General features: G+C 64.9%; 20 protein-coding genes. 16 read left to right on the top strand and 4 right to left on the bottom strand.

Annotated features, from left to right (window positions below):
• Positions 1-19 precede the first annotated feature (19 nt).
• Entirely contained in the window at positions 20-976 is a 957-nt protein-coding gene (locus AAV94_RS04815) for an alpha-E domain-containing protein (RefSeq protein ID WP_046741198.1), read from the top strand.
• A 224-nt stretch (positions 977-1,200) separates the two neighbouring features.
• Entirely contained in the window at positions 1,201-1,389 is a 189-nt protein-coding gene (locus AAV94_RS14830) for a hypothetical protein (RefSeq protein WP_156454345.1), read from the top strand.
• Between the two features lie 97 nt (positions 1,390-1,486).
• Here AAV94_RS14830 and AAV94_RS04805 read toward each other — a convergent pair whose 3' ends face one another.
• On the bottom strand, positions 1,487-3,130 hold the full coding sequence (locus AAV94_RS04805; RefSeq protein WP_046741196.1) for a 3-(methylthio)propionyl-CoA ligase: 1,644 nt from the start codon (positions 3,128-3,130) through the stop codon (positions 1,487-1,489).
• 265 nt (positions 3,131-3,395) lie between these two features.
• Between AAV94_RS04805 and AAV94_RS04800 the strand changes: the two genes are divergently transcribed.
• The 10 genes from AAV94_RS04800 (at position 3,396) to AAV94_RS14590 (ending at position 11,211) form a co-directional block, all read left to right on the top strand.
• Entirely contained in the window at positions 3,396-5,003 is a 1,608-nt protein-coding gene (locus tag AAV94_RS04800) for a protein adenylyltransferase SelO (protein ID WP_456236135.1), read from the top strand.
• Complete coding sequence (msrB, locus tag AAV94_RS04795; protein WP_046741195.1) at positions 5,000-5,410, top strand: peptide-methionine (R)-S-oxide reductase MsrB; 411 nt, start codon at positions 5,000-5,002, stop codon at positions 5,408-5,410. Before AAV94_RS04800 ends, msrB begins: the two co-directional genes overlap by 4 nt.
• Positions 5,411-5,561: 151 nt before the next feature.
• Positions 5,562-6,140, top strand: coding sequence for a septation protein A (locus AAV94_RS04790; RefSeq protein ID WP_046741194.1), 579 nt, complete (start codon positions 5,562-5,564; stop codon positions 6,138-6,140).
• A 6-nt stretch (positions 6,141-6,146) separates the two neighbouring features.
• Complete coding sequence (locus AAV94_RS04785; RefSeq protein ID WP_046741193.1) at positions 6,147-6,425, top strand: BolA family protein; 279 nt, start codon at positions 6,147-6,149, stop codon at positions 6,423-6,425.
• Positions 6,426-6,561: 136 nt separating this feature from the next.
• The gene (locus tag AAV94_RS04780) at positions 6,562-7,365 is read left to right on the top strand and encodes a foldase protein PrsA (protein ID WP_046741192.1); all 804 of its coding nucleotides are present in this window, start codon (positions 6,562-6,564) and stop codon (positions 7,363-7,365) included.
• A 139-nt stretch (positions 7,366-7,504) separates the two neighbouring features.
• Positions 7,505-8,389 (top strand): archaetidylserine decarboxylase, encoded by an 885-nt coding sequence (asd, locus tag AAV94_RS04775; RefSeq protein WP_046741191.1) that lies wholly within the window; start codon positions 7,505-7,507, stop codon positions 8,387-8,389.
• 67 nt (positions 8,390-8,456) lie between these two features.
• On the top strand, positions 8,457-9,332 hold the full coding sequence (locus AAV94_RS04770; protein WP_052754916.1) for an LOG family protein: 876 nt from the start codon (positions 8,457-8,459) through the stop codon (positions 9,330-9,332).
• A gap of 62 nt (positions 9,333-9,394) precedes the next feature.
• Positions 9,395-10,162: a 16S rRNA pseudouridine(516) synthase gene (locus tag AAV94_RS04765; RefSeq protein WP_046741190.1), complete on the top strand. Its 768-nt coding sequence runs from the start codon at positions 9,395-9,397 to the stop codon at positions 10,160-10,162.
• Between the two features lie 57 nt (positions 10,163-10,219).
• Positions 10,220-10,663, top strand: a complete 444-nt coding sequence (locus AAV94_RS04760) for a DNA polymerase III subunit chi (RefSeq protein ID WP_046741189.1) — start codon at positions 10,220-10,222, stop codon at positions 10,661-10,663.
• Positions 10,660-11,211 (top strand): hypothetical protein, encoded by a 552-nt coding sequence (locus tag AAV94_RS14590; RefSeq protein WP_084824744.1) that lies wholly within the window; start codon positions 10,660-10,662, stop codon positions 11,209-11,211. Before AAV94_RS04760 ends, AAV94_RS14590 begins: the two co-directional genes overlap by 4 nt.
• A gap of 27 nt (positions 11,212-11,238) precedes the next feature.
• Here AAV94_RS14590 and AAV94_RS04750 read toward each other — a convergent pair whose 3' ends face one another.
• Positions 11,239-12,624: an RsmB/NOP family class I SAM-dependent RNA methyltransferase gene (locus AAV94_RS04750; RefSeq protein ID WP_046741188.1), complete on the bottom strand. Its 1,386-nt coding sequence runs from the start codon at positions 12,622-12,624 to the stop codon at positions 11,239-11,241.
• A complete protein-coding gene (purN, locus tag AAV94_RS04745) occupies positions 12,621-13,211 on the bottom strand; it encodes a phosphoribosylglycinamide formyltransferase (protein ID WP_046741187.1) in 591 nt (196 codons plus the stop codon). The genes AAV94_RS04750 and purN overlap by 4 nt, the downstream gene beginning before the upstream one ends.
• Positions 13,212-13,373: 162 nt before the next feature.
• Here purN and AAV94_RS04740 point away from each other — a divergent pair, with 162 nt between their 5' ends.
• From AAV94_RS04740 to AAV94_RS04730, 3 genes are all read left to right on the top strand, one after another.
• Positions 13,374-14,555, top strand: a complete 1,182-nt coding sequence (locus tag AAV94_RS04740; protein WP_046741186.1) for an acyl-CoA dehydrogenase family protein — start codon at positions 13,374-13,376, stop codon at positions 14,553-14,555.
• Positions 14,556-14,597: 42 nt separating this feature from the next.
• Positions 14,598-15,704, top strand: coding sequence for an acyl-CoA dehydrogenase family protein (locus AAV94_RS04735; RefSeq protein ID WP_046741185.1), 1,107 nt, complete (start codon positions 14,598-14,600; stop codon positions 15,702-15,704).
• Positions 15,705-15,893: 189 nt separating this feature from the next.
• Positions 15,894-16,898 (top strand): bifunctional riboflavin kinase/FAD synthetase, encoded by a 1,005-nt coding sequence (locus AAV94_RS04730; RefSeq protein WP_046741287.1) that lies wholly within the window; start codon positions 15,894-15,896, stop codon positions 16,896-16,898.
• Between the two features lie 40 nt (positions 16,899-16,938).
• On the opposite strand, the gene AAV94_RS04725 is transcribed toward AAV94_RS04730, so the two are convergent.
• Positions 16,939-17,724, bottom strand: coding sequence for a 3-hydroxybutyrate dehydrogenase (locus tag AAV94_RS04725; protein ID WP_046741286.1), 786 nt, complete (start codon positions 17,722-17,724; stop codon positions 16,939-16,941).
• Between the two features lie 143 nt (positions 17,725-17,867).
• On the opposite strand from AAV94_RS04725, the gene AAV94_RS04720 reads away from it, so the two are divergent.
• Complete coding sequence (locus tag AAV94_RS04720; protein WP_052754915.1) at positions 17,868-18,833, top strand: alpha/beta fold hydrolase; 966 nt, start codon at positions 17,868-17,870, stop codon at positions 18,831-18,833.
• The last annotated feature ends 176 nt before the right edge of the window (positions 18,834-19,009 follow it).

Here is a 19,009-nt window from a genome sequence, read left to right as displayed (position 1 = left end):
AGACAGGGAGCGACAGACCATGCTATCGAGTACCGCAGACCATATTTTCTGGATGTCCCGCTACGTCGAGCGGGCCGAGAACACCGCCCGCATGCTCAGCGTCAACCACGACACGGCGCTGATGCCGCAGTCGCGCGATGCGGCCATGCACGGCTGGGCCGCAGTGCTTTCCATCAGCGAGCTGCAGCCGGACTACACCAGCCGTTACGGCAAGGTTACGCCCGAGCAGGTGCTCGAGTACATGGTGCTCGATCCGCTCAACCCTTCGTCCATCTACTCCTGCCTGAACGCTGCGCGCGAAAACGCGCGTGCGGTACGCGGCGCCCTGACCACGGAGGTCTGGGAAACGCACAACATGACCTGGCTGGAGCTGCACCGCTTTACGCGCAGTGGCATCTTTGAGCGCGATCCAGGCCGGTTCTTCGAGTGGGTCAAGTACCGCTCGCACCTCTCGCGTGGCGTGGCGCTGGGCACCATGCTGCAGAACGAGGCATTTCATTTCCTGCGGCTTGGCACCTTTCTGGAGCGGGCCGACAACACCGCGCGCCTGCTGGACGTGAAGTTCCATGCCCTTGAGTCGAACGGCGGCGGGCCTCGCCCCCAGGAGCCACGCAGCCACACGCAGGAGTACTACCACTGGGTGGCGCTGCTGCGCAGCGTGTCGGCCTTTGAGGTTTACCGGCAGGTCTACCGCGACGTCGTCAGCCCCAAGCGTATTGCGGAGCTGCTGATCCTGCGTAACGACATGCCGCGCTCGCTGCATGCGTCGATGCTGGAGGTGGTCGCCAACCTCACTGCCGTCAGCAACGACCACTCCGGCAAGACGGAGCGCCGTGCGGGGCGCCTGCTGGCCGAGCTCAAGTACGGCACGATCGACGAGATCCTGGCCAATGGCCTGCATGCTTTTCTGGTGCAGTTTCTTGAGCGCGTCAATGACATCGGTGCAGGCGTGAGCAGGGACTTTCTGGTTCACTGAAAGGGCGCTGCCGGAGCTGGACCGCTTTTTGCTTGCGTGCTGGTATGCCAGCGCAGTCCGCAGCGCCGAGGCCGCAATTGCTTGGGGGCGAGACGGACTGTGTGGTCAGCAAGATGGTTGCCGCCTGCGCCCGGTACGCGATGCGCAGCATGCACGCACTCTCCTTGCCTGACCGGGTCCTGTGCTGCCCCAGCCCGTTTCGTCAAACTCCTTGCGCGTTCATCATGCCTGTCACCGAACCTTCCTCCTCCTGCAGCGGCAAGTACACGGCCATCGTCGAACAGCTGTTGCGCATCACCGCCAGGCATTGGCGGCTGCCCGCCGGTGCACGTGGTGCTGCATCGGCACCACGCCGTTGCGGCGCGGCGACCGCCTCGCATTCGTGGCAGGCACTGCTGTCGCGGGCGTGCTGAAGGTCGGTCCGCGCGCGCTGCAGGTGCCGTGCCGCCAATTCAGCCGGCCCATGCCCATGTTTTATGCGTTCGCGCTGGCATCGGGCACCACGCGATCTCAGGCAGTGGGCAGTCGATAGCCCTGCAGTAGCTCACGGATTCTGGTCTTGAGCATCTTGCCGGTGGCTCCCAGCGGGATCGCGTCGACAAATACCACGTCGTCCGGAATCTGCCACTTGGCCAGCTTGCCCTCGTAAAAGGCGAGTAGCTGTTCCTTGCTGACGTCCTCGCCAGGCTTGAGGGCAACGACGAGAATGGGGCGCTCATCCCATTTGGGGTGGGGCATACCGATGCAGGCGGCCATCGCCACGGCGGGGTGGCCCATGGCGATGTTCTCGACGTCAATGGAGCTGATCCATTCACCGCCGGACTTGATCACGTCCTTGCTGCGATCCGTGATCTGCATGAAACCATCCGGGTCGATGGTGGCCACATCACCGGTTGGAAACCAGCCACGGCCCTGTGCGTCATAAACCAGCGGATCGCTGTCTTCCATCTTGAAATATTTGGCCAGAATCCAGGGGCCGCGCACCAACAGGTCTCCCGGCGTCTTGCCATCCCAGGGCAGTTCCTCACCGTTGCTGTCGACGATCTTCATGTCCACGCCGAACACGGCGCGCCCTTGCTTCTGCAGCAGCTTGAACCGTTCAGCCTCACTGAGCTTGAGATGCTTGTTCTTGAGCCTGCCCAGGGTGCCAAGTGGGCTCATTTCGGTCATGCCCCATGCATGCAGTACCTGTACGCCCAGCTGCTTCTCGAAAGCGTCAATCATCGCCGGGGGGCAGGCGGAGCCGCCGATGACGGTGCGGTTGAGTGTCGAAAAGCGCAGGTTGTTGGGCTGCACGTGGCCCAGCAGCATCTGCCAGATCGTTGGCACGCCGGCGGCCATGGTCACCGACTCGGCCTCGATCAGCTCGTACAGTGACTTGCCGTCCATTGCAGGGCCGGGAAAGACCACCTTGCAGCCGGTTGCTGCAGCCGCGTAGGGCGTGCCCCAGGCATTGACGTGGAACATCGGCACCACTGGCAGGATCGCGTCGCTGGCCGACAGGCTCATCACGTCCGGCGTGATGATGCCGTAGGAGTGCAGCACGGTGGAGCGGTGGCTGTAGAGCGCGGCCTTGGGGTGGCCGGTGGTGCCGCTGGTGTAGCACATGCTGGAGGCCGTGTTCTCGTCCAGCGCGGGCCAGTCGTAGCGGATGGGATGGCCGGCAATCCAGTCCTCATAGTTTTCGAGACCGGCAATGCCGGTGTCGGCCGGCACGTGCGCGGCATCGGTCATGAGCACCCACTTCTTCACGGCGGGGCAATGCGCATGCACTGCCTGTACCAGTGGAACGAAAGTCAGGTCAAAGCAGACGATGGCATCCTCGGCGTGATTGATGATCCAGGCAATCTGTTCCGGATGCAGCCGTGGGTTGATGGTATGCAGCACTCGGCCCGATCCGCTGACGCCAAAATACAGCTCCATGTGACGGTAGCCGTTCCAGGCGATGGTCGCCACACGTTGGCCCAGCTCCAGCCCCTCCTGATCGAGGGCCTGGGCAAGCTGGCGTGCGCGCTCGGCCTGCTGCTTGTAGGTGTAGCGATGGATGTCACCTTCGACGCGGCGCGAGACGATCTCGCCGTCACTGTGGTGACGCGCCGCGTGTTCGATCAGGTTGGCAATCAACAGCGGCTGGTGTTGCATCAGGCCATGCATCTATGTCTCCTTGTTGGGCATGTTTTCGAAACCTGGGAGCGGTCCCATGGTAGTGCTTGTGGGCCTAGCAGGCCTGTCGCCCTCCTGTCAGGACCCGTTCGTGCTTCGTGCGTGCGCGGTGCACGGGCGGCAGACGTGCACGACAGGATTATGGGCACAGGCCGGGACAGGATAGAGGGCGTTTTCTTGACTAGCGGTCAGGGTATACCCGGTGCGGGGACAGGCGGAAAGACCGCGCGCGCGTTTTCAGGCAAAGTGGTGCCCTATGCAAGAGCACCCGCATTCTGACTTCCTCGCATCGACTGCAACCGGGCAAAACGGCGCGCAGATGCGCTGGCCGTGGCGCGCAGACGGTTTTGCGGCACTGGGCGCGGTGTTTGCCACGCCCACCCGGCCGCAGCCGCTGCAGTCGCCCCATTGGGTGGCCTTTAATCATGCGCTGGTGCATGAGCTGGAGTGGGAGCGTTGGCTCTATGCGCCACCCCAAGGTGCGCCGCAGGCCGCCGGGCTGGCGCAACCTGCGACCACATCGCAGCTTCGCGCGGATTTGCTGGAGGTGCTGGCCGGCAATGCCGTGCCACCAGGCTGCAGTCCTGTGGCGACGGTTTATAGCGGCCACCAGTTTGGCGTCTGGGCCGGTCGCCTGGGCGATGGCCGCGCCCTGCTGTTGGGGACGCTGGAGGCGGCTGTCGGACCGATGGAGCTGCAGCTCAAGGGCAGCGGTCGCACGCGCTATTCCCGCATGGGAGATGGCCGCGCGGTGTTGCGCTCATCCATCCGCGAGTACCTGTGCAGCGAGGCAATGCACGGGCTGGGAATCCCCACCACGCGCGCGCTCGCGCTGGTGGGGTCTGCCACGCCGGTGTACCGGGAGCGGGCGGAGACGGCGGCTGTTCTCACGCGGGTGGCGCCGAGTTTCCTGCGCTTTGGCCATTTCGAACACTTCTCGGCCAACCAGCAGCTGGACGCGCTGCGACAGCTGGCCGATTACGCGGCGGCAACCCTGGGGGCGCAACTGGCTACACAGACAGGTATCACGCTGGCGCAGTTCGACGGGCCCGCTGCCGCGTATCTGTGCCTGCTGGCGCAGGTCACCGAAGCCACGGCGCAGCTGCTGGCGCAGTGGCAGGCCGTCGGATTCGTGCACGGGGTCATGAACACCGACAACATGAGCGTGCTCGGGCTGACGCTGGACTATGGGCCGTTTCAGTTCCTCGACGGCTTCGAGCCCTATCGCATCACCAACCACAGCGACGCACAGGGGCGTTATGTGCTGGCCCGGCAGCCGGCGATTGGCTACTGGAATCTGCGCGCGCTGGCGCAGGCGCTGGCGCCGCTGATTGAGGACGATGCGCGCACGGTCGCGGTGATCGATCGTTATCAGGCCGCGTTTCCCCTTTACTTCGCGCGGCAGATGGCCGCCAAGCTGGGTGGTCGCGATGACGTGCCGCAGGAAACCGTCCATGCCGTGCTCGACCCGCTGCTGCAGCAGATGGCAGTCGAGCGCACGGACTACACCATCTTCTGGCGCAGGCTCTCGCATGCTGTCGCCGCAGATGACTTCTCCGCGGTGCGCGATGTCATGCGTGACCGCGCGGCGTTCGATGCGTGGCTGCCGCAGTATCGCGACTGGTTGCACGCCCATGCCGATGCCGCCAGTCGGCAACGGATGCTGCGCGTCAATCCCTGCGTGGTGCTGCGCAACCACCTGGCAGAGCAGGCCATCGCCCGGGCCGAGCAGGGGGATTTCAGCGAGGTGGCGCGTTTGCTGCAAGCGCTGCACAATCCGTATGAAGATGGGCCTGCCGCGCAGGCCTATGCCGACTTTCCGCCCAGCTGGGCGCAGGACATACAAGTGAGTTGTTCGTCATGAGCTTTCCAAAACAAATGAGCGATGCCGAATGGCGTGCCAGGCTTGCCGAGAAGGACGCCGAGCCGATGGCCTACGAGGTTACGCGTCACGCCGCCACCGAGCGGCCATTCACTGGGCGCTTTGCGCAGTTCTGGGAGCCAGGCCGCTACCAGTGCATCGTTTGCGATGCGCCGCTGTTTGACGCCAATGCCAAGTTCGACGCGGGCTGTGGCTGGCCGAGCTTTGATCAGGCGCTGCCCGGTGCCATCGTCGAGCGCCCGGATCACAGTCATGGCATGACACGGGTGGAAATCCTCTGCGCGCAGTGCGGCGCTCATTTGGGCCATGTCTTTCCCGATGGACCCACGCAAACGGGCCTGCGCTATTGCATGAACTCCGCGGCCATGGGCTTCACGCCGCAGAAGTGAGCCAGGGCCCGCACATGGCGCCGCTGGGTTGAACGTTGCTTGACCTCCTGGTCGCGGCACGCCGGCACCAAGGTTTTTGTCGACTTGCCTAGAATGCGCCCTGACGCAGCGGTCGCTGCGGCTGGCGGCTACGCTCCACGATTTGGATTCCATGAAGTTTCTGTTTGATTTCTTTCCTTTCATCCTGTTCTACATCGCGTATGTGAAGTGGGGCATCTATGCCGCCACGGCCACGGCCATCGGGGCCTCGGCGGTGCAGATCGTCGTGACGCTGCTGGCTGGGCGCAAGGTACAGGCTTCGCAGTGGGTCTCCATGATACTGATCGGCGTGTTCGGCGGGCTGACGCTGTTTCTGCAAAATCCCATCTTCGTCATGTGGCGCTCGTCCATCGTCAACTGGCTGCTGGCAGGTGTGCTGCTGGGCTCGCTGGTGGTGCTGCGCAAGAACCCGCTGAAGGCGTTGCTGGGGGCGCAGATGCAGATGCCGGACTTTGCCTGGCGCAGGCTGGCCTGGAGCATGGTCGGGCTGTTCACTGTCATGGGCGTGCTCAATATCGTCATCGCCAAGAATTTCAGCGAGGCGGCCTGGGTCAACTACAAGACCTTTGGCAGCCCGGTCATCACCTTCCTGTTTTTCATGGGCGTGATCCTGCTGTTAAGCCGCCACATGACCCTGCCGGCGCAGAAGCAGGCAGCACCTGCCGTGCGCGATTCCTCGCGCCAGCCCTGACGCGCCATGCCAGCAGCACCATCGCTCACGGTCACGGCCGCTGCCATCGAACAGCGGCTGCGCCAGCAATTGGCGCCGACGGAACTTCTGGTCATCGACGAGAGTCAGCAACATGCCGGGCACGCCGGCGCCAACGGGAGCGGCTTCGGAACGCACTTTCGCGTGCGGATTGCCTCCCCGGCGCTTGGCGGGCTCAGTCGCGTGGCGGCGCATCGTCTTGTGTATGATGCGCTGCGCGATTTTTTCGACGCTGGCCTGCATGCGCTGGCTATTGAACTCAAATAGCCGGTTTCCTGTCATGGTCGATTGAGGAAATGCCGACCGCAATGCCGTCAATCGATGTGTCAGTGGCGTGCGGCGGCGCCTTCGCAAGCCATGGCCCCGCCGGCCGTAACCTGTCCTGGAAATGGATCAAGACTTCATGAAAAAACACCTTCTCTCTGCCTTGCTGGCCACAACCTTTGTTGCGGCCACGCTGCCCGCTTCCGCCGCCGAGAATCTCGCGGTCGTCAACGGCCAGCCGATTCCGCAGGCGCGCTACGACTTCTTCATCGATCAGTTCAAGCAGGCAGGCCGCGAAACCACGCCGGAGTTGCAGCAGCACGTCCAGGAAGAGCTGATTCGCCGCGCCGTCTTCGAGCAGGAGGCCCTCAAGCACAAGCTGGACCAGTCCGAGGCCTTCAAGGAAGAGATGGCGCTGGCGCACCAGACGTTCCTGATCCGTGCGCTGTTTCAGAAACACCAGCAGGAAAATCCCATTACCGAGGCGGCCATCAAGGCGGAATATGACAAGTTCGTCGCTGCCAACCAGGGCACGGAGTACAACGCCGCGCACATCCTGGTGGAATCCGAGGACGAGGCCAAGGCCATCCTGGCGCAGCTGAAGAAGGACCCGTCGAAGTTCGCCGAGATCGCCAAGGAAAAATCGCAGGATCCGGGCTCTGGCAGCCGTGGCGGCGATCTGGGCTGGTCACGGGCCGACGTGTACGTTCCCGAGTTCGGCCAGGCGCTGACGAAGCTGAAAAAGGGCGAGCTGACCGCCGAGCCGGTGAAGACGCAGTTTGGCTGGCACATTCTCAAGCTCAACGACACTCGCGAGGCGCAGCCGCCTGCGCTGGATGCGGTGCGTGACCAGATTGAGGAGGCGCTGGCGCAGCAACAGCTGGTGGAGTACCAGGAGCAGCTGTTCAAGCAGGCCAAGATTGAGCGGACTGCCCAGCAGTAACTGTTCTGGCTGTTGTCGCCAAAGGGGCTTCGCGAAGCCCCTTTTTCATGTGAGCGCGAAAGTGCCAATGAGGACCTTGTCGCGGTAGCCCCTAGAATCGTTCGTTTGCCCTGCGCATTTTTGTTGCTCTAGCACCGTTGTGAACGATCGCCTTTTTCTCACCATGCAGCACCTGCTGCCGCGCCGGGCGTTGACGCGCCTTGTCGGCTGGCTGGCCGATGTGCGCCAGCCCTGGGTGGCGCAACCCTTCATCCGCTGGTTCATCCGCCGCTATCGGGTGCAGATGGCCGAGGCGCAGCAGCCCGATCCGGCCAGCTATGCCTGTTTCAACGATTTCTTCACCCGCGCACTCAGGCCGGATGCGCGGCCGCAGGCCGACAGCGCCTTGATCAGCCCGGTCGACGGCACTGTCAGTCAGCTGGGGGCGGTGCGCGCAGGGCGTCTGTTGCAGGCCAAGGGCCGTGACTACACGGTGGAAGCGCTGCTGGCCGATCGGCAGCGCGCAGCAGCCTATAACGACGGGCTGTTTGCCACTTTGTACCTGAGTCCGCGGGACTATCACCGCATCCATATGCCGTGCGACGGGGTGCTCACACGCATGACGCATGTTCCAGGCGACCTGTTCTCCGTCAATCAGGTGACGGCGGCGGGCATCGACCAGCTGTTCGCCTGCAACGAACGGGTGGTCTGCTGGTTCGAGGGGCCGCACGGGCCATTCGTGCTGGTGCTCGTTGGCGCCACCATCGTCGGCAGCATTGCCACGCGTTGGCACGGCGTTGTCACCCCGCCGCGTACCGGGGAACTGCGCCATTGGGACTACGCGCACGGGCCCAATCCGGCGGTCAGCCTGCGCAAGGGGCAGGAGATGGGGCGGTTCTTGCTGGGCTCGACGGTGATCGTGCTGTTGCCACCGGGCAGCGGCCTTGCGCTCAATCCGCGCTGGCAGCCCGGTACGGCCATACGCCAGGGGCAGGTTATGGCGGAGTTGGCGTGCGCTGCCCTCTCGCCGCCTGCGGGCGGGTAGGCCATCCCTTTCTCTTTCTTATACACCGCTGCGGCCGCAGCCGTGCTTATCCCAGACGAACAGAGCTATGAAATCCATTCCTCCGCAGGTTTCCGAAACACTGACTCACTCCATCGACGAAATCGACGCCGACGTGCTCAATCCCAAGGCGTTGCAGCCGCAGTCCTACCGGCTGGCATTCGATGATCCCGAGTTCCTGACCCGCAAGGAAACGCGCGGCATCCGCTTTCAGCTTGAGCTGCTCAAGCCCGAGCTGGAGCAGGCCGCGCGCGGTATTCAGCGTACCGTGGTGGTCTATGGCAGTGCTCGCATGTTGGATGCGCAGACCGCGCAGGAGCGCCTTGACAGCGCCCGCGCCAGCGGTGATGCAGCAGCCATCGCGCAGGCTGAGCGGGCTGTTCGCAACGCCGTCTATTACGAGAAGGCGCGGGCCTTTGCGCATCTGGTCTCGCGTGCCTGCGAATCCGAGCCGGTGGAAAAGCGCTTCATCATCTGCACCGGCGGCGGGCCGGGCATCATGGAGGCGGCCAATCGCGGCGCCTACGAGGCCGGCGCGCTCAACATCGGGCTGAACATCACCCTGCCGCACGAGCAAAGCGGCAACCGCTACATCACGCCGGGGCTGAGCTTCAAGTTCCATTATTTTGCGCTGCGCAAGATGCACTTCCTGCTGCGCGCCAAGGCGCTGGTGGTGTTCCCGGGCGGCTTTGGCACCCTTGATGAGCTGTTCGAGGTGCTGACGCTGGTGCAGACGGGCAAGGCCAAGCGGCTGCCCATCGTGCTCTTTGGCACCGAGTACTGGAAGCGGCTGCTCAATCTGGACGTGCTCGTCGAGGAGGGTATGGTTGCTGCGCAGGATCTGCAATTGTTTACGTACTGCGACGAGCCCGAACAGGCTTGGGATGTGATCCAGCAGTTCTACGCTGATCAGGCGCCGGAGTGAGTGCGGCGATGCAACGCAGCGTATGAAATAACTTGCAACAGGCTTTGGGTAACGGCATCGTGATGCAACTGGCAGACATTCTTTTCTCGCAGGGGTTCGGCACGCGCCGGGTCTGCTTCGGGCTGGTACAGGCCGGGTTGGTGGACTGGCGCAAGGGACAAGGCGACTGGCAGCGGGCAGAGGATGCGTTACAGGAGCTCGATACCAGCGAGGCTGGCGGCGCGCTGATGCTGCGTGTACAGGGCGAGGTCTGGCCCTACAAGGCCAAGGCTTACCTCATGCTGCACAAGCCGGTAGCGACCGAATGCTCGGCCAGGCCATCGGCCTATCCAAGCATCTACACGCTGCTGCCAGCACCCTTGCGTCAGCGGCCGGTCAAGGGCGGCAAGCCCGGTGTTCAGGCCATTGGCCGGCTCGATCAGGATACGACTGGCCTGTTGCTGCTGTCCGACGATGGCGCCTTCATCCATCGCATGAGCGCTCCCAGGCATCAGGTGCCCAAGGTGTATGAGGTGCGCGCCAAGCACCCCGTCACGGCGCGCCAGATCCAGCAGTTGTTGCAGGGTGTCGTGCTGCATGACTCGCATGCAACCGTGCGTGCGGACGCTTGCACGCAGCACAGTCCGACCCATCTGAGCCTGACACTGCACGCAGGCAAGTACCACCAAGTCAAGCGCATGGTGGCTGCTGTGGGCAACCGCGTCGAGGCGCTGCATCGCAGCCGCATCGGGCAGCTGGAGTTGCCGCAGACGCTTGCGCCAGGCCAATGGCGCTGGTTGAGCGGTGGCGACCTGCAGGCACTGGGATGGTCTCCGCAGGCAGCGGCCTGATGGGGGCCGCTGACCCATGCCCGTTGCGTGCTGCCTGGCACGTTGGATAATCCTGCCATGACCAACGTGCACTTTTACTTCAATGTGCCGCACAAGCTGCAGTTTGCCTGCAGGCTGGCGCGCAAGGCGTTCGGACAGGACCGGCCGCTGGTCATCACGGCGCCGCGGCCGCTCTTGGAGCAGCTGGATGCTCAGCTCTGGCAGATGGATGCCAGCGATTTCATTGCGCACGACATGCTCGATAGCGCGCAGGACGCGCCGGTGCACGCGCCCATCCTGCTGGCCGAGCGCGTGCAGGCCACGCAGCTCGACGGTCGTGTGCATGGCCTTGTGTCGCTGCACGACGAGGTGGCGGAGGGTTTCAGTCACTTCGAGCATGTCTACGAACTGGTTGCCCGTGCGGATGAAGTCGACCGCCAGCGCGCCCGCCAGCGTTGGCGGTACTACCAGCAGCGCGGTTACACCCTGCACGGACACGACCTGCTGAGGCCTTCCGCATGAGCGACACTTCCCTGCCCCCCGTGGCGCGCTTCGTGCCCACGCTCACGGAAATCGTCGAGCTGCCGCCGCCAGCCGAAACGGACGCACACGAGGACCTGCCTGCTGCACAGGCACGGTCTGCGCAGCAGCCGCTTGCGGCGCCAGCAGTACCAGACGCTGATTGCGGTGGAGCGGCGATGCAGCCGCACGCTCCAGTGCGCAGCGCCGCTGAGCCAGATGCTGATGCGTTGCCGCCGCCGTTTTTGCCGCCATCGCCCTTGGCGGCAGAGGCGTCCCATGCCGCCGGTGCGGCGCCCTTGTCGGTAGCGGATCTGCGCGCCATGCTGCCGCCGGACTTTGAGGAGCAACTGCTGCACCGCCTGATGCATCGTGTCGATGCGGTACTGGCAGAGCGCGTCGGCACCGTCATTGCCGCGGTAGTGGAGCGCCAGACCCGCGCTTTGCTGCCCGGCCTGCGGGAAGAGCTTGAAGGCGTGGTGCGCCGGAGTGTGGACGAGGCCATGGCCGAAGAGTTGGCGGCGGCCCAGGCCGAGCTGCGCGGCAGGTAAAGACGCAGGCTGATTGCGCAGTCCGCGCTAGTGCGCCTGCTTGCGCCAGGCCGCGATGAAGAAACCGTCGGTCTGGTGCAGGTGCGGCAACAGCGCCAGATGGCTGCAATCCTGCTGGCCTGCGGCCAGTTCCTCCAGGCCGTGCTTGCGCAGCACCGCAGTGAGGTCATGTGGCACCAGCTGCGGCTCGGCCGCTTCCAGCAGGCGCTTGACATGCTGGTTCTCCGCCTCAAGCAGGCTGCAGGTCGCGTAGACCAGCGTGCCGCCAGGCTTGAGCAGAGTGTGCGCCGCCTGCAGGATGCGCAGCTGCCGCGCCTGCAGGGCGGCAAGCTGCTCGGGTTGTAGACGCCAGGCCAGATCGGGGTGGCGGCGCAGCGTGCCCAGGCCCGAGCAGGGCGCATCCACCAGCACCCGATCGGCCTTGCCGCGCAGGCGTTGCAGGCGTTCGTCGCGCTCATCGTCAAGCGCCATGGTGTGCACGTTCTGCAGGCCGCTGCGGGCCAGTCGCGGCGCCAGCGCGGCCAGACGGTGGGCGGAGCTGTCAAAGGCGTAGAGCCGGCCGGTGCCTCGCATCATGGCGCCCAGCGCCAGCGTTTTGCCCCCGGCGCCGGCGCAGAAGTCGATGACGGTTTCTCCGCGCCGGGCATCGGTCAGCACTGCCAGCAGTTGCGAGCCCTCGTCCTGCACCTCGATGGCGCCACTTTGCATCAGCGGATGCGCCCGCAACGCAGGCTTGCCCTGCACGCGCAGTCCCCATGGCGAGTATCGGCAGGCATCGGCGGCGATGCCTTGCTGGCGCAGCTCGGCCAGCACCTTGTCGCGTTTGCCGCGCATCAGGTTGACGCGCAGGTCCAGCGGTGCGGGCTGGCGCAGCGTGTGCAGCAACTGCCAGAATTCGTCCTGCCCATATTGTTCCTGCAAGACCTTGGCCAGCCAGTCAGGCAGGTTGTGCTGGCAGGCCGTAGGCAGAGCGGAGGTGGCGTAGGCCTGCGTCGCGGCCAGCTGCACCAGCCAATCGGCTTCCTGCGGCGGTGCCCAGGCTTGCGCGCGGGCCAGCCATTGGCGCAGCGTCTGCTCCGCAATGGGAACGGGCTGGACGCCAGGCGCGGCCAGTGCCAGCAGCGCCAGCACTCTGGTGCGCGCAGCAGCTGGAAGCGCCGCTTCGGGATGCGCCAGCCAGTGCGCCAGCAGGCGCCAGTGGCGCAGCGCTGCATAGACGGCATCGCCCAGCCGTTGGCGGTCCCGGGCACCCAGTTTGCCATGGGCGCGCAGGAACTGCGCGATCTGGGCATCGGCAGGTGCATCGAAGCGGCCAACCTGTTCCAATACCTGCGCCGTGGCCTCGACCAGGTAGCGAGCGGGGGCGCTGTCGCCGCTGTTGCGCGTGGCAGCGGTGTCGGCAGAAAGATTCATGGCGCTTGCAGTGTGGGAAGGATGGCACGGATGGCGCGTGGATAGAGCACGTGTTCCTGGCTTTGCACACGCCGGCGCAGCGCAGCAGCATCGTCGCCGGGAAGCACGGGCACGATGGCCTGGTCCACGACCGGGCCGCTGTCGAGCTCCTGCGTGACCCAGTGCACCGTGGCACCGGCAAAGCGGCAGCCGGCGTCCAGCGCGCGCTGGTGGGTATTAAGGCCGGGGAAGGCCGGCAGCAGCGATGGATGGATGTTGAGCATGCGGCCGGCGAAGCACCCTATGAAAACGGGCGTGAGCACGCGCATGAAGCCTGCCAGCACCACCAGCGTGGGCGTGTAGGCGGCCACGGCACGCGCCAGCGCCGCGTCGAAGTCCTCACGACGTGTGAAGTGCTGGTGGTCCACCACCGCAGTGGCGATGCCGCGTCCATCGGCCCATGCCAGTCCGCTGGCCTGCGGGCGGTTGCTGACGACGGCGGCCACGCGTGCGCCCAGCGTGTCCTGCCAGTGCTCGCGCTGGGCGGTCTCAACGATTGCGGCCATGTTCGAGCCTGCGCCGGAGATCAGGATGACGATGTTTTTCATGAGGCGCGCATTGTCGCAGATGCACCCTTGTGCAACCACGGCGAGTGCCTCCTGCGCACCCCTGCGTGCACCGGCCTGACAGTCGCTCAACGGACAGGGGTGACGCCAGACTGCGTGTTACATCTGCAGGCATCGCATCAGGCAATAGACCCGAGAGGCTTTATGGACTTGCATTTCACGCCCGAACAGCAGGCATTTCGCGCACAGGTACGCCAGTGGCTGGAGGACAACCTGCCGGCCGAGCTGGCGCACAAGGTCAACCACAACCTGCGCCTGACGCGCGAGGACTTGCAGGGCTGGGCCAGGGTGCTGGGGCGCCAGGGCTGGCTTGCCAACAGCTGGCCCAGGGAGTTCGGTGGCCCTGGCTGGGATGCGGTGCAGCGCTACCTCTTTGCCGAGGAATGCGCCCGCGCTGGCGCACCGAGCATCGTGCCGTTCGGACCGGTAATGGTGGCGCCCGTCATCATGGCCTATGGCACGCCACAGCAACAGCAGCGCTTCCTGCCCGGCATCGCCAGTGGCGAAGTATGGTGGAGCCAGGGCTACAGCGAGCCGGATGCCGGCTCGGACCTCGCCGCGCTGAAAACGCGCGCCGAGCGCCGCGGTGACCATTACATCGTCAACGGCCAGAAGACCTGGACCACGCTGGGCCAGTACGGCGACTGGATGTTCTGCCTGGTGCGCACCTCCACTGAGGGCAAGCCGCAGGCGGGCATTTCCTTTCTGCTGATCGACATGCACGCACCGGGTGTGACGGTGCGGCCCATCCAACTGCTCGACGGCGAGTGTGAAGTCAATGAGGTGTTCTTCGACAATGTCGAGGTGCCGGTGGGCAACCGCATTGGCGAAGAAAACAAGGGCTGGACCTACGCCAAATATCTGCTCAGCCACGAACGCACCAACATTGCCGATGTGCACCGTGCCAAGCGCGAACTGGCGCGGCTTAAGCAGCTGGCCGATGCACAAGGGCTGTGGGATGCGCAGCGCTTCCGTGATGCCATCGCCCGGTTGGAGGTGGATGTCATTGCGCTGGAGATGCTGGTGCTGCGCGTGCTCTCGGCGATGCGCAGCGGCCACCACGGCCTTGATATTGCAGGCTTGCTGAAGATTCGCGGCAGCGAGATTCAGCAGCGCTATACCGAGCTGAAGATGCTTGCGGCAGGGCCTGCGAGTCTGCCATTCATTCAGGAAGCCATGGATGCAGGCTGGCAAGGCGATTTTCCCGGCGGAGATGCTGCGCATGCCCCTCTGGCTGCGCAGTACTTCAACTACCGCAAGACGACGATCTATGGCGGCTCCAACGAGGTGCAGCGCAACATCATCGCGCAGACGGTGCTGGGCTGAGCCGCGCAGAGGCTATGGCAGGAACGAGTAGGAGACAAGACCATGAATCTGAATTTCACCGAAGACCAGCAGCAGCTGCGCGAAGCGGTGCGCAAATGGGCTGAACGCGCCTATCCGTTCACGCAGCGTCGCCGCATCGTCGAAGGCGGAGGCTTTGATCGCGGCATCTGGCAGGCGCTGGCGGAGCTTGGCCTGACGGGCCTGACCGTGGACGTGGCCCATGGCGGCATGGGCATGGGGGCCATGGAGGCCATGGTTGCGCTGGAGGAACTCGGCGCGGCGCTGGTGCTGGAGCCGCTGGAGCAGGCGCTGATTGCGGCAGAGGTCCTGGCCGCCGGCGAGGCGCAGATCGCCGCGCACTGGCTGCCGCGCCTTGCGGCAGGGCAGGCCATGCTGGCATTTGCGTGGCAAGAGCCGACCATGCGTTATCGCTCAGAGGGTTTTGGCGTCCACGCGCGGCGCGAAGGCGGGCAGTACCGTCTCAGCGGCACCAAGACGCTGGTGCCTGCAGGCGACCATGCCGACGCCTGGCTGGTGGCTGCGATGCGCGATGGTGGCAGCGCCATTTTTCTGGTCGAACGTGGTGCGCCAGGCGTGCAGATGCAAGGCTATTTGACGCAGGATGGCAGCCGCGCTGCCGAATTGCATTTCGCCGATGCACCCGCGCAGTGCGTGATTGCCGAGGCTGACGCTGTGGTGTCGCAGATACTGCTGCTGGGGGCGGCCAGCGCCTGCGCGCTTGGTGTGGGGGTGATGGCGCGCACGCTTGCGCTGACTGCTGACTACCTCAACCAGCGCAGGCAATTCGGTGTGCCGCTTGCGAGCTTTCAGGCGTTGCGCCACCGCATCGCGGACATGCAGATGCAGCTGGAGCTGGGGCGGTCCATGAGCTACTACGCCTGGCTCAAGCTGGATGCGCCCGAGCGGCGCATCGCCGTCTCCCGGGCCAAGTACCAGCTCTGCGAGAGTATGCGCTACGTCGGCCAGCAAGCGGTGCAGCTGCACGGGGGCATCGGCATGACCGATGCGTATATCGGCAGCCACTATTTCAAGCGCCTGACGCAGCTAGGCCTGCTGTGGGGCGATGCCCACTACCATCTGGACGTCGTCAGCGCCTGGATGAACGAGCACGCCAGCGCCATTGACTGATCGAACGGGCGCCACTGGCCATGGGCGCCTCGGCATCCTCCATAATGCGCGTTTTGTCCTGATCGTCCGATCTGCCGCTCGGCTGCTAGGAGCGAACGCGGCAATGCCGCGGCTGGGGGACGCAGCCCGGAGCGTCGGCTCGTTGCGCATGGCGTGTGCGGGTGGGCGACAGGCATGGATGGAATTCGCATGCGTACCTTTCTCGGCCTCAAGCACCAGACGCTGGCGCCTGCCACGGCAGTGACCATTGGCAACTTCGATGGCGTGCACCGTGGCCACCAGGCCATGCTGGCCCTGCTGCGCGGCGAAGCGGGCAATCGCGGCCTGACCACCTGTGCGTTGACGTTCGAGCCGCATCCGCGCGACTACTTTGCGCAGGTGCTCAAGAAGCCGGAGATTGCCCCGGCGCGGGTGGGCACGCTGCGCGACAAACTGATTGATCTGGCCGCCAACCACGTCGAGCAGACCGTGATCCTGCGCTTTGATGCCAGGCTGGCGGCGCAAACGCCGCAAGACTTCGTGCAGCAGGTGCTGGTGCAGGGACTCAGGGCGCGCTACGTGCTGGTTGGTGATGACTTCCGGTTCGGCAAGGACCGCAAGGGCGACTACGCATTGCTGGACGCGCTCGGTCGGCACCATGGCTTTGACGTAGCGCGCATGAACAGCTACGAGGTGCACGGGCTGCGCGTCTCCAGCTCGGAAGTGCGCCGGGCACTGGAGCAGGGCCGTATGCAGGACGCTGCGAAGCTACTGGGACGCCCCTACACCATCAGCGGCCATGTGCTGCATGGCCGTAAGCTCGGACGGGCGTTGGGGGCGTCCGGTACGGGCTGTGAGGATGGTTTTCGCACGCTGAACTTGCACTTCAAGCACTGGAAACCGGCCGCCAGCGGCATTTTTGTCGTGCGGGTGCACGGTCTCGGCGAGCGGCCGCTGCCCGGGGTGGCCAATCTGGGCGTGCGGCCCTCGCTGGATCCCAACGATGTCAACGGCGGCCGCGTGCTGCTGGAGACGCACTGCCTAGAGTGGCCCGACGAACTGGGGCCCGAGGGCGGTTACGGGCGGATCATTCGTGTGGAGCTGCTGGAAAAGCTCCATGACGAGCTACGCTATCCTTCGCTGCAGGCACTCACGGAAGGTATTGCGCGCGACTGTGCGCAGGCCAGGGCATGGTTTGCCCGCCAGGCGCAGTAAGCGTGACAGGCGCGCATGCACTGCGCCACTCAGGCCACGGTCATTGCGCGGCCCAGCCGCCGTCCATGTTCCAGGCCACGCCGCGCACGTTGTTGCCGGCAGGCGAGCACAGGAAGGCGGCCAGCTCGCCGAGTTCCTGTGGCGTTGTGAACGTCCTGGAGGGCTCCTTTTCACCCAGCAGCATGTCCCGTGCGGCATCCTCGCTGATGCCGTGCTTTTCAGCCAGCGCGTCGATCTGTTTTTGCACCAGCGGTGTGAGCACCCAGCCGGGGCAGATGGCGTTGACCGTCACGCCGGTGGTGGCAGTCTCCAGTGCGACGACCTTGGTAAAGCCCACCACACCATGCTTGGCAGCGACGTAGGCGCACTTTTCAGCCGAGCCGACTAGCCCGTGCACCGACGCAATATTGATGATGCGGCCCCAGCCGGCCTGCTTCATCGCAGGCAGCAGCAGCCGAGTCGTGTGAAACACGCTGCTGAGATTGATGGCGATGATGGCGTCCCACTTCTCGACGGGAAATGCTTCGACCGGTGCGGTGTGCTGAATGCCGGCATTGTTGACGAGGATGTCGATGCGCCCGAACTCCTTTTCGGCGTAGGCCGCCAGTGCCTCGATCTCGGTCACCTGGCTCAGATCCGCGCCATGGTAGGCCGTGCGGATGCCGTGTGCGGCGCCGGCCTGTTCGATCAACTGGCGCGGGGCTTGTGAATCTCCAAAGCCGTTGACCAGTATGTGGGCGCCCCTGGCTGCCAATACCTGGGCAATGCCCAGGCCGATGCCGCTGGTCGAGCCTGTTACCAGCGCGGTCTTGCCTATCAGGTCCATACCTACCTCCATTGTTTGCATGACACGGTTAGGATGCGGCAATGCCGCCGCAGTTCGAGAAAGTGGCGTCGGCGCATCCTAGCACCTGCGTGCACTGTGTCCGTGTGCACCGCGGTCTTTGGCTCGTCTCCGGGAGAAAACGCATGTCCAGCAATGCCGCATCCGATCAGCCCGTCCTGCGTTACGTGCAGTGTGCCGGTGCCAGCAAGCCTGGACCGAACGGGCCTGGCGACGCCCATAGTCACCGCATGGCCTATTGGGACTGGCCCGCATTGCCGGGCGCTGACGCCACGCATGTAATCCTTGCCGTGCATGGTCTCACACGCAATGGCCGTGATTTCGATGTCCTCGCGCGTCGCCTGCAGCGTCGCGCGCGCGTGATCTGCCCGGACGTGGCCGGCCGGGGGCGAAGCGACTGGCTGGCCGACCCGATGGCCTATCAGGTTCCGCTTTATGTGGCCGACATGCTGACGCTGGTGGCGCAGGTGAGCGCCGAGGCCGCCCTGTCCGGCACGCCGGTGCGCCGGCTGGACTGGATTGGCACCAGCATGGGGGGGCTGATCGGACTGGGCGTGGCCGGCATGCCACAGGCCATGCCGCCGCTGCCACCGGCGCGACTGGTGCTCAATGACGTCGGGCCAGAGATTGCCTGGGAAGGGTTGGAGCGCATCGGCAGTTACATCGGGCAGCAGACAGAATTCGACAATCTGGCGCAGGGCGCGCTCTACCTGCGCGAGATTGCCGCCGGTTTTGGACCGCACAACGATGCGCAGTGGTTGGCATTGTCGGCACCGATGTTCCGGCCCCGCACCGGCGCGGGCGTCGTGCTGCACTACGATCCGGCGCTGACGCAGGGATTTCAGTTGATGAATCGGGAGTCCATGGCGCAGGCGCAGGCGTTGCTGTGGGCACTCTACGACGGGCTGACCATGCCGACGCTGGTGCTGCGAGGCGCGCAGTCGGACTTGCTCAGCGCAGCGACGGCGCAGGCAATGCGCCAGCGCGGACCAAGGGCGCAGCTGGTGGAGTTCGAAGGCGTCGGTCATGCGCCAACGCTGGTGCATGCGGACCAGATCGCGGTGGTGGAGGCATTTCTCTTCCCATCTTGAGAAGCTGCACACAGGCCCGATATCTGCTTGTCCGCCAGGGCGTGGGTCTGAGAGACTGCTCACGATCTTTTTTCGCACTGCGCAGTCAGGCAAAGGTGCGGCGGGCAAGGTGGGAAACGCCATCCCGTGCGCTTTTGCTTGGCTGCCCTTGAAGGGAGCTGTCTGTACCGCTTGGG

The organism is Lampropedia cohaerens (genome assembly GCF_001005215.1).
In the GTDB taxonomy this organism is placed as follows: domain Bacteria; phylum Pseudomonadota; class Gammaproteobacteria; order Burkholderiales; family Burkholderiaceae_C; genus Lampropedia; species Lampropedia cohaerens.
This window is presented reverse-complemented; position numbering and strand designations above follow the sequence as displayed.

What these genes read in the sequence shown, in the direction of transcription:
- AAV94_RS04815 (WP_046741198.1), top strand. Translation starts at nt 20, where the DNA reads ATGCTATCGAGTACCGCAGACCATATTTTCTGGATGTCCCGCTACGTC.
- AAV94_RS14830 (WP_156454345.1), top strand. Translation starts at nt 1,201, where the DNA reads ATGCCTGTCACCGAACCTTCCTCCTCCTGCAGCGGCAAGTACACGGCC.
- AAV94_RS04805 (WP_046741196.1), bottom strand. Translation starts at nt 3,130, where the DNA reads ATGCATGGCCTGATGCAACACCAGCCGCTGTTGATTGCCAACCTGATC.
- AAV94_RS04800 (WP_456236135.1), top strand. Translation starts at nt 3,396, where the DNA reads ATGCAAGAGCACCCGCATTCTGACTTCCTCGCATCGACTGCAACCGGG.
- msrB (WP_046741195.1), top strand. Translation starts at nt 5,000, where the DNA reads ATGAGCTTTCCAAAACAAATGAGCGATGCCGAATGGCGTGCCAGGCTT.
- AAV94_RS04790 (WP_046741194.1), top strand. Translation starts at nt 5,562, where the DNA reads ATGAAGTTTCTGTTTGATTTCTTTCCTTTCATCCTGTTCTACATCGCG.
- AAV94_RS04785 (WP_046741193.1), top strand. Translation starts at nt 6,147, where the DNA reads ATGCCAGCAGCACCATCGCTCACGGTCACGGCCGCTGCCATCGAACAG.
- AAV94_RS04780 (WP_046741192.1), top strand. Translation starts at nt 6,562, where the DNA reads ATGAAAAAACACCTTCTCTCTGCCTTGCTGGCCACAACCTTTGTTGCG.
- AAV94_RS04770 (WP_052754916.1), top strand. Translation starts at nt 8,457, where the DNA reads ATGAAATCCATTCCTCCGCAGGTTTCCGAAACACTGACTCACTCCATC.
- AAV94_RS04765 (WP_046741190.1), top strand. Translation starts at nt 9,395, where the DNA reads ATGCAACTGGCAGACATTCTTTTCTCGCAGGGGTTCGGCACGCGCCGG.
- AAV94_RS04760 (WP_046741189.1), top strand. Translation starts at nt 10,220, where the DNA reads ATGACCAACGTGCACTTTTACTTCAATGTGCCGCACAAGCTGCAGTTT.
- AAV94_RS14590 (WP_084824744.1), top strand. Translation starts at nt 10,660, where the DNA reads ATGAGCGACACTTCCCTGCCCCCCGTGGCGCGCTTCGTGCCCACGCTC.
- AAV94_RS04750 (WP_046741188.1), bottom strand. Translation starts at nt 12,624, where the DNA reads ATGAATCTTTCTGCCGACACCGCTGCCACGCGCAACAGCGGCGACAGC.
- purN (WP_046741187.1), bottom strand. Translation starts at nt 13,211, where the DNA reads ATGAAAAACATCGTCATCCTGATCTCCGGCGCAGGCTCGAACATGGCC.
- AAV94_RS04740 (WP_046741186.1), top strand. Translation starts at nt 13,374, where the DNA reads ATGGACTTGCATTTCACGCCCGAACAGCAGGCATTTCGCGCACAGGTA.
- AAV94_RS04735 (WP_046741185.1), top strand. Translation starts at nt 14,598, where the DNA reads ATGAATCTGAATTTCACCGAAGACCAGCAGCAGCTGCGCGAAGCGGTG.
- AAV94_RS04730 (WP_046741287.1), top strand. Translation starts at nt 15,894, where the DNA reads ATGCGTACCTTTCTCGGCCTCAAGCACCAGACGCTGGCGCCTGCCACG.
- AAV94_RS04725 (WP_046741286.1), bottom strand. Translation starts at nt 17,724, where the DNA reads ATGGACCTGATAGGCAAGACCGCGCTGGTAACAGGCTCGACCAGCGGC.
- AAV94_RS04720 (WP_052754915.1), top strand. Translation starts at nt 17,868, where the DNA reads ATGTCCAGCAATGCCGCATCCGATCAGCCCGTCCTGCGTTACGTGCAG.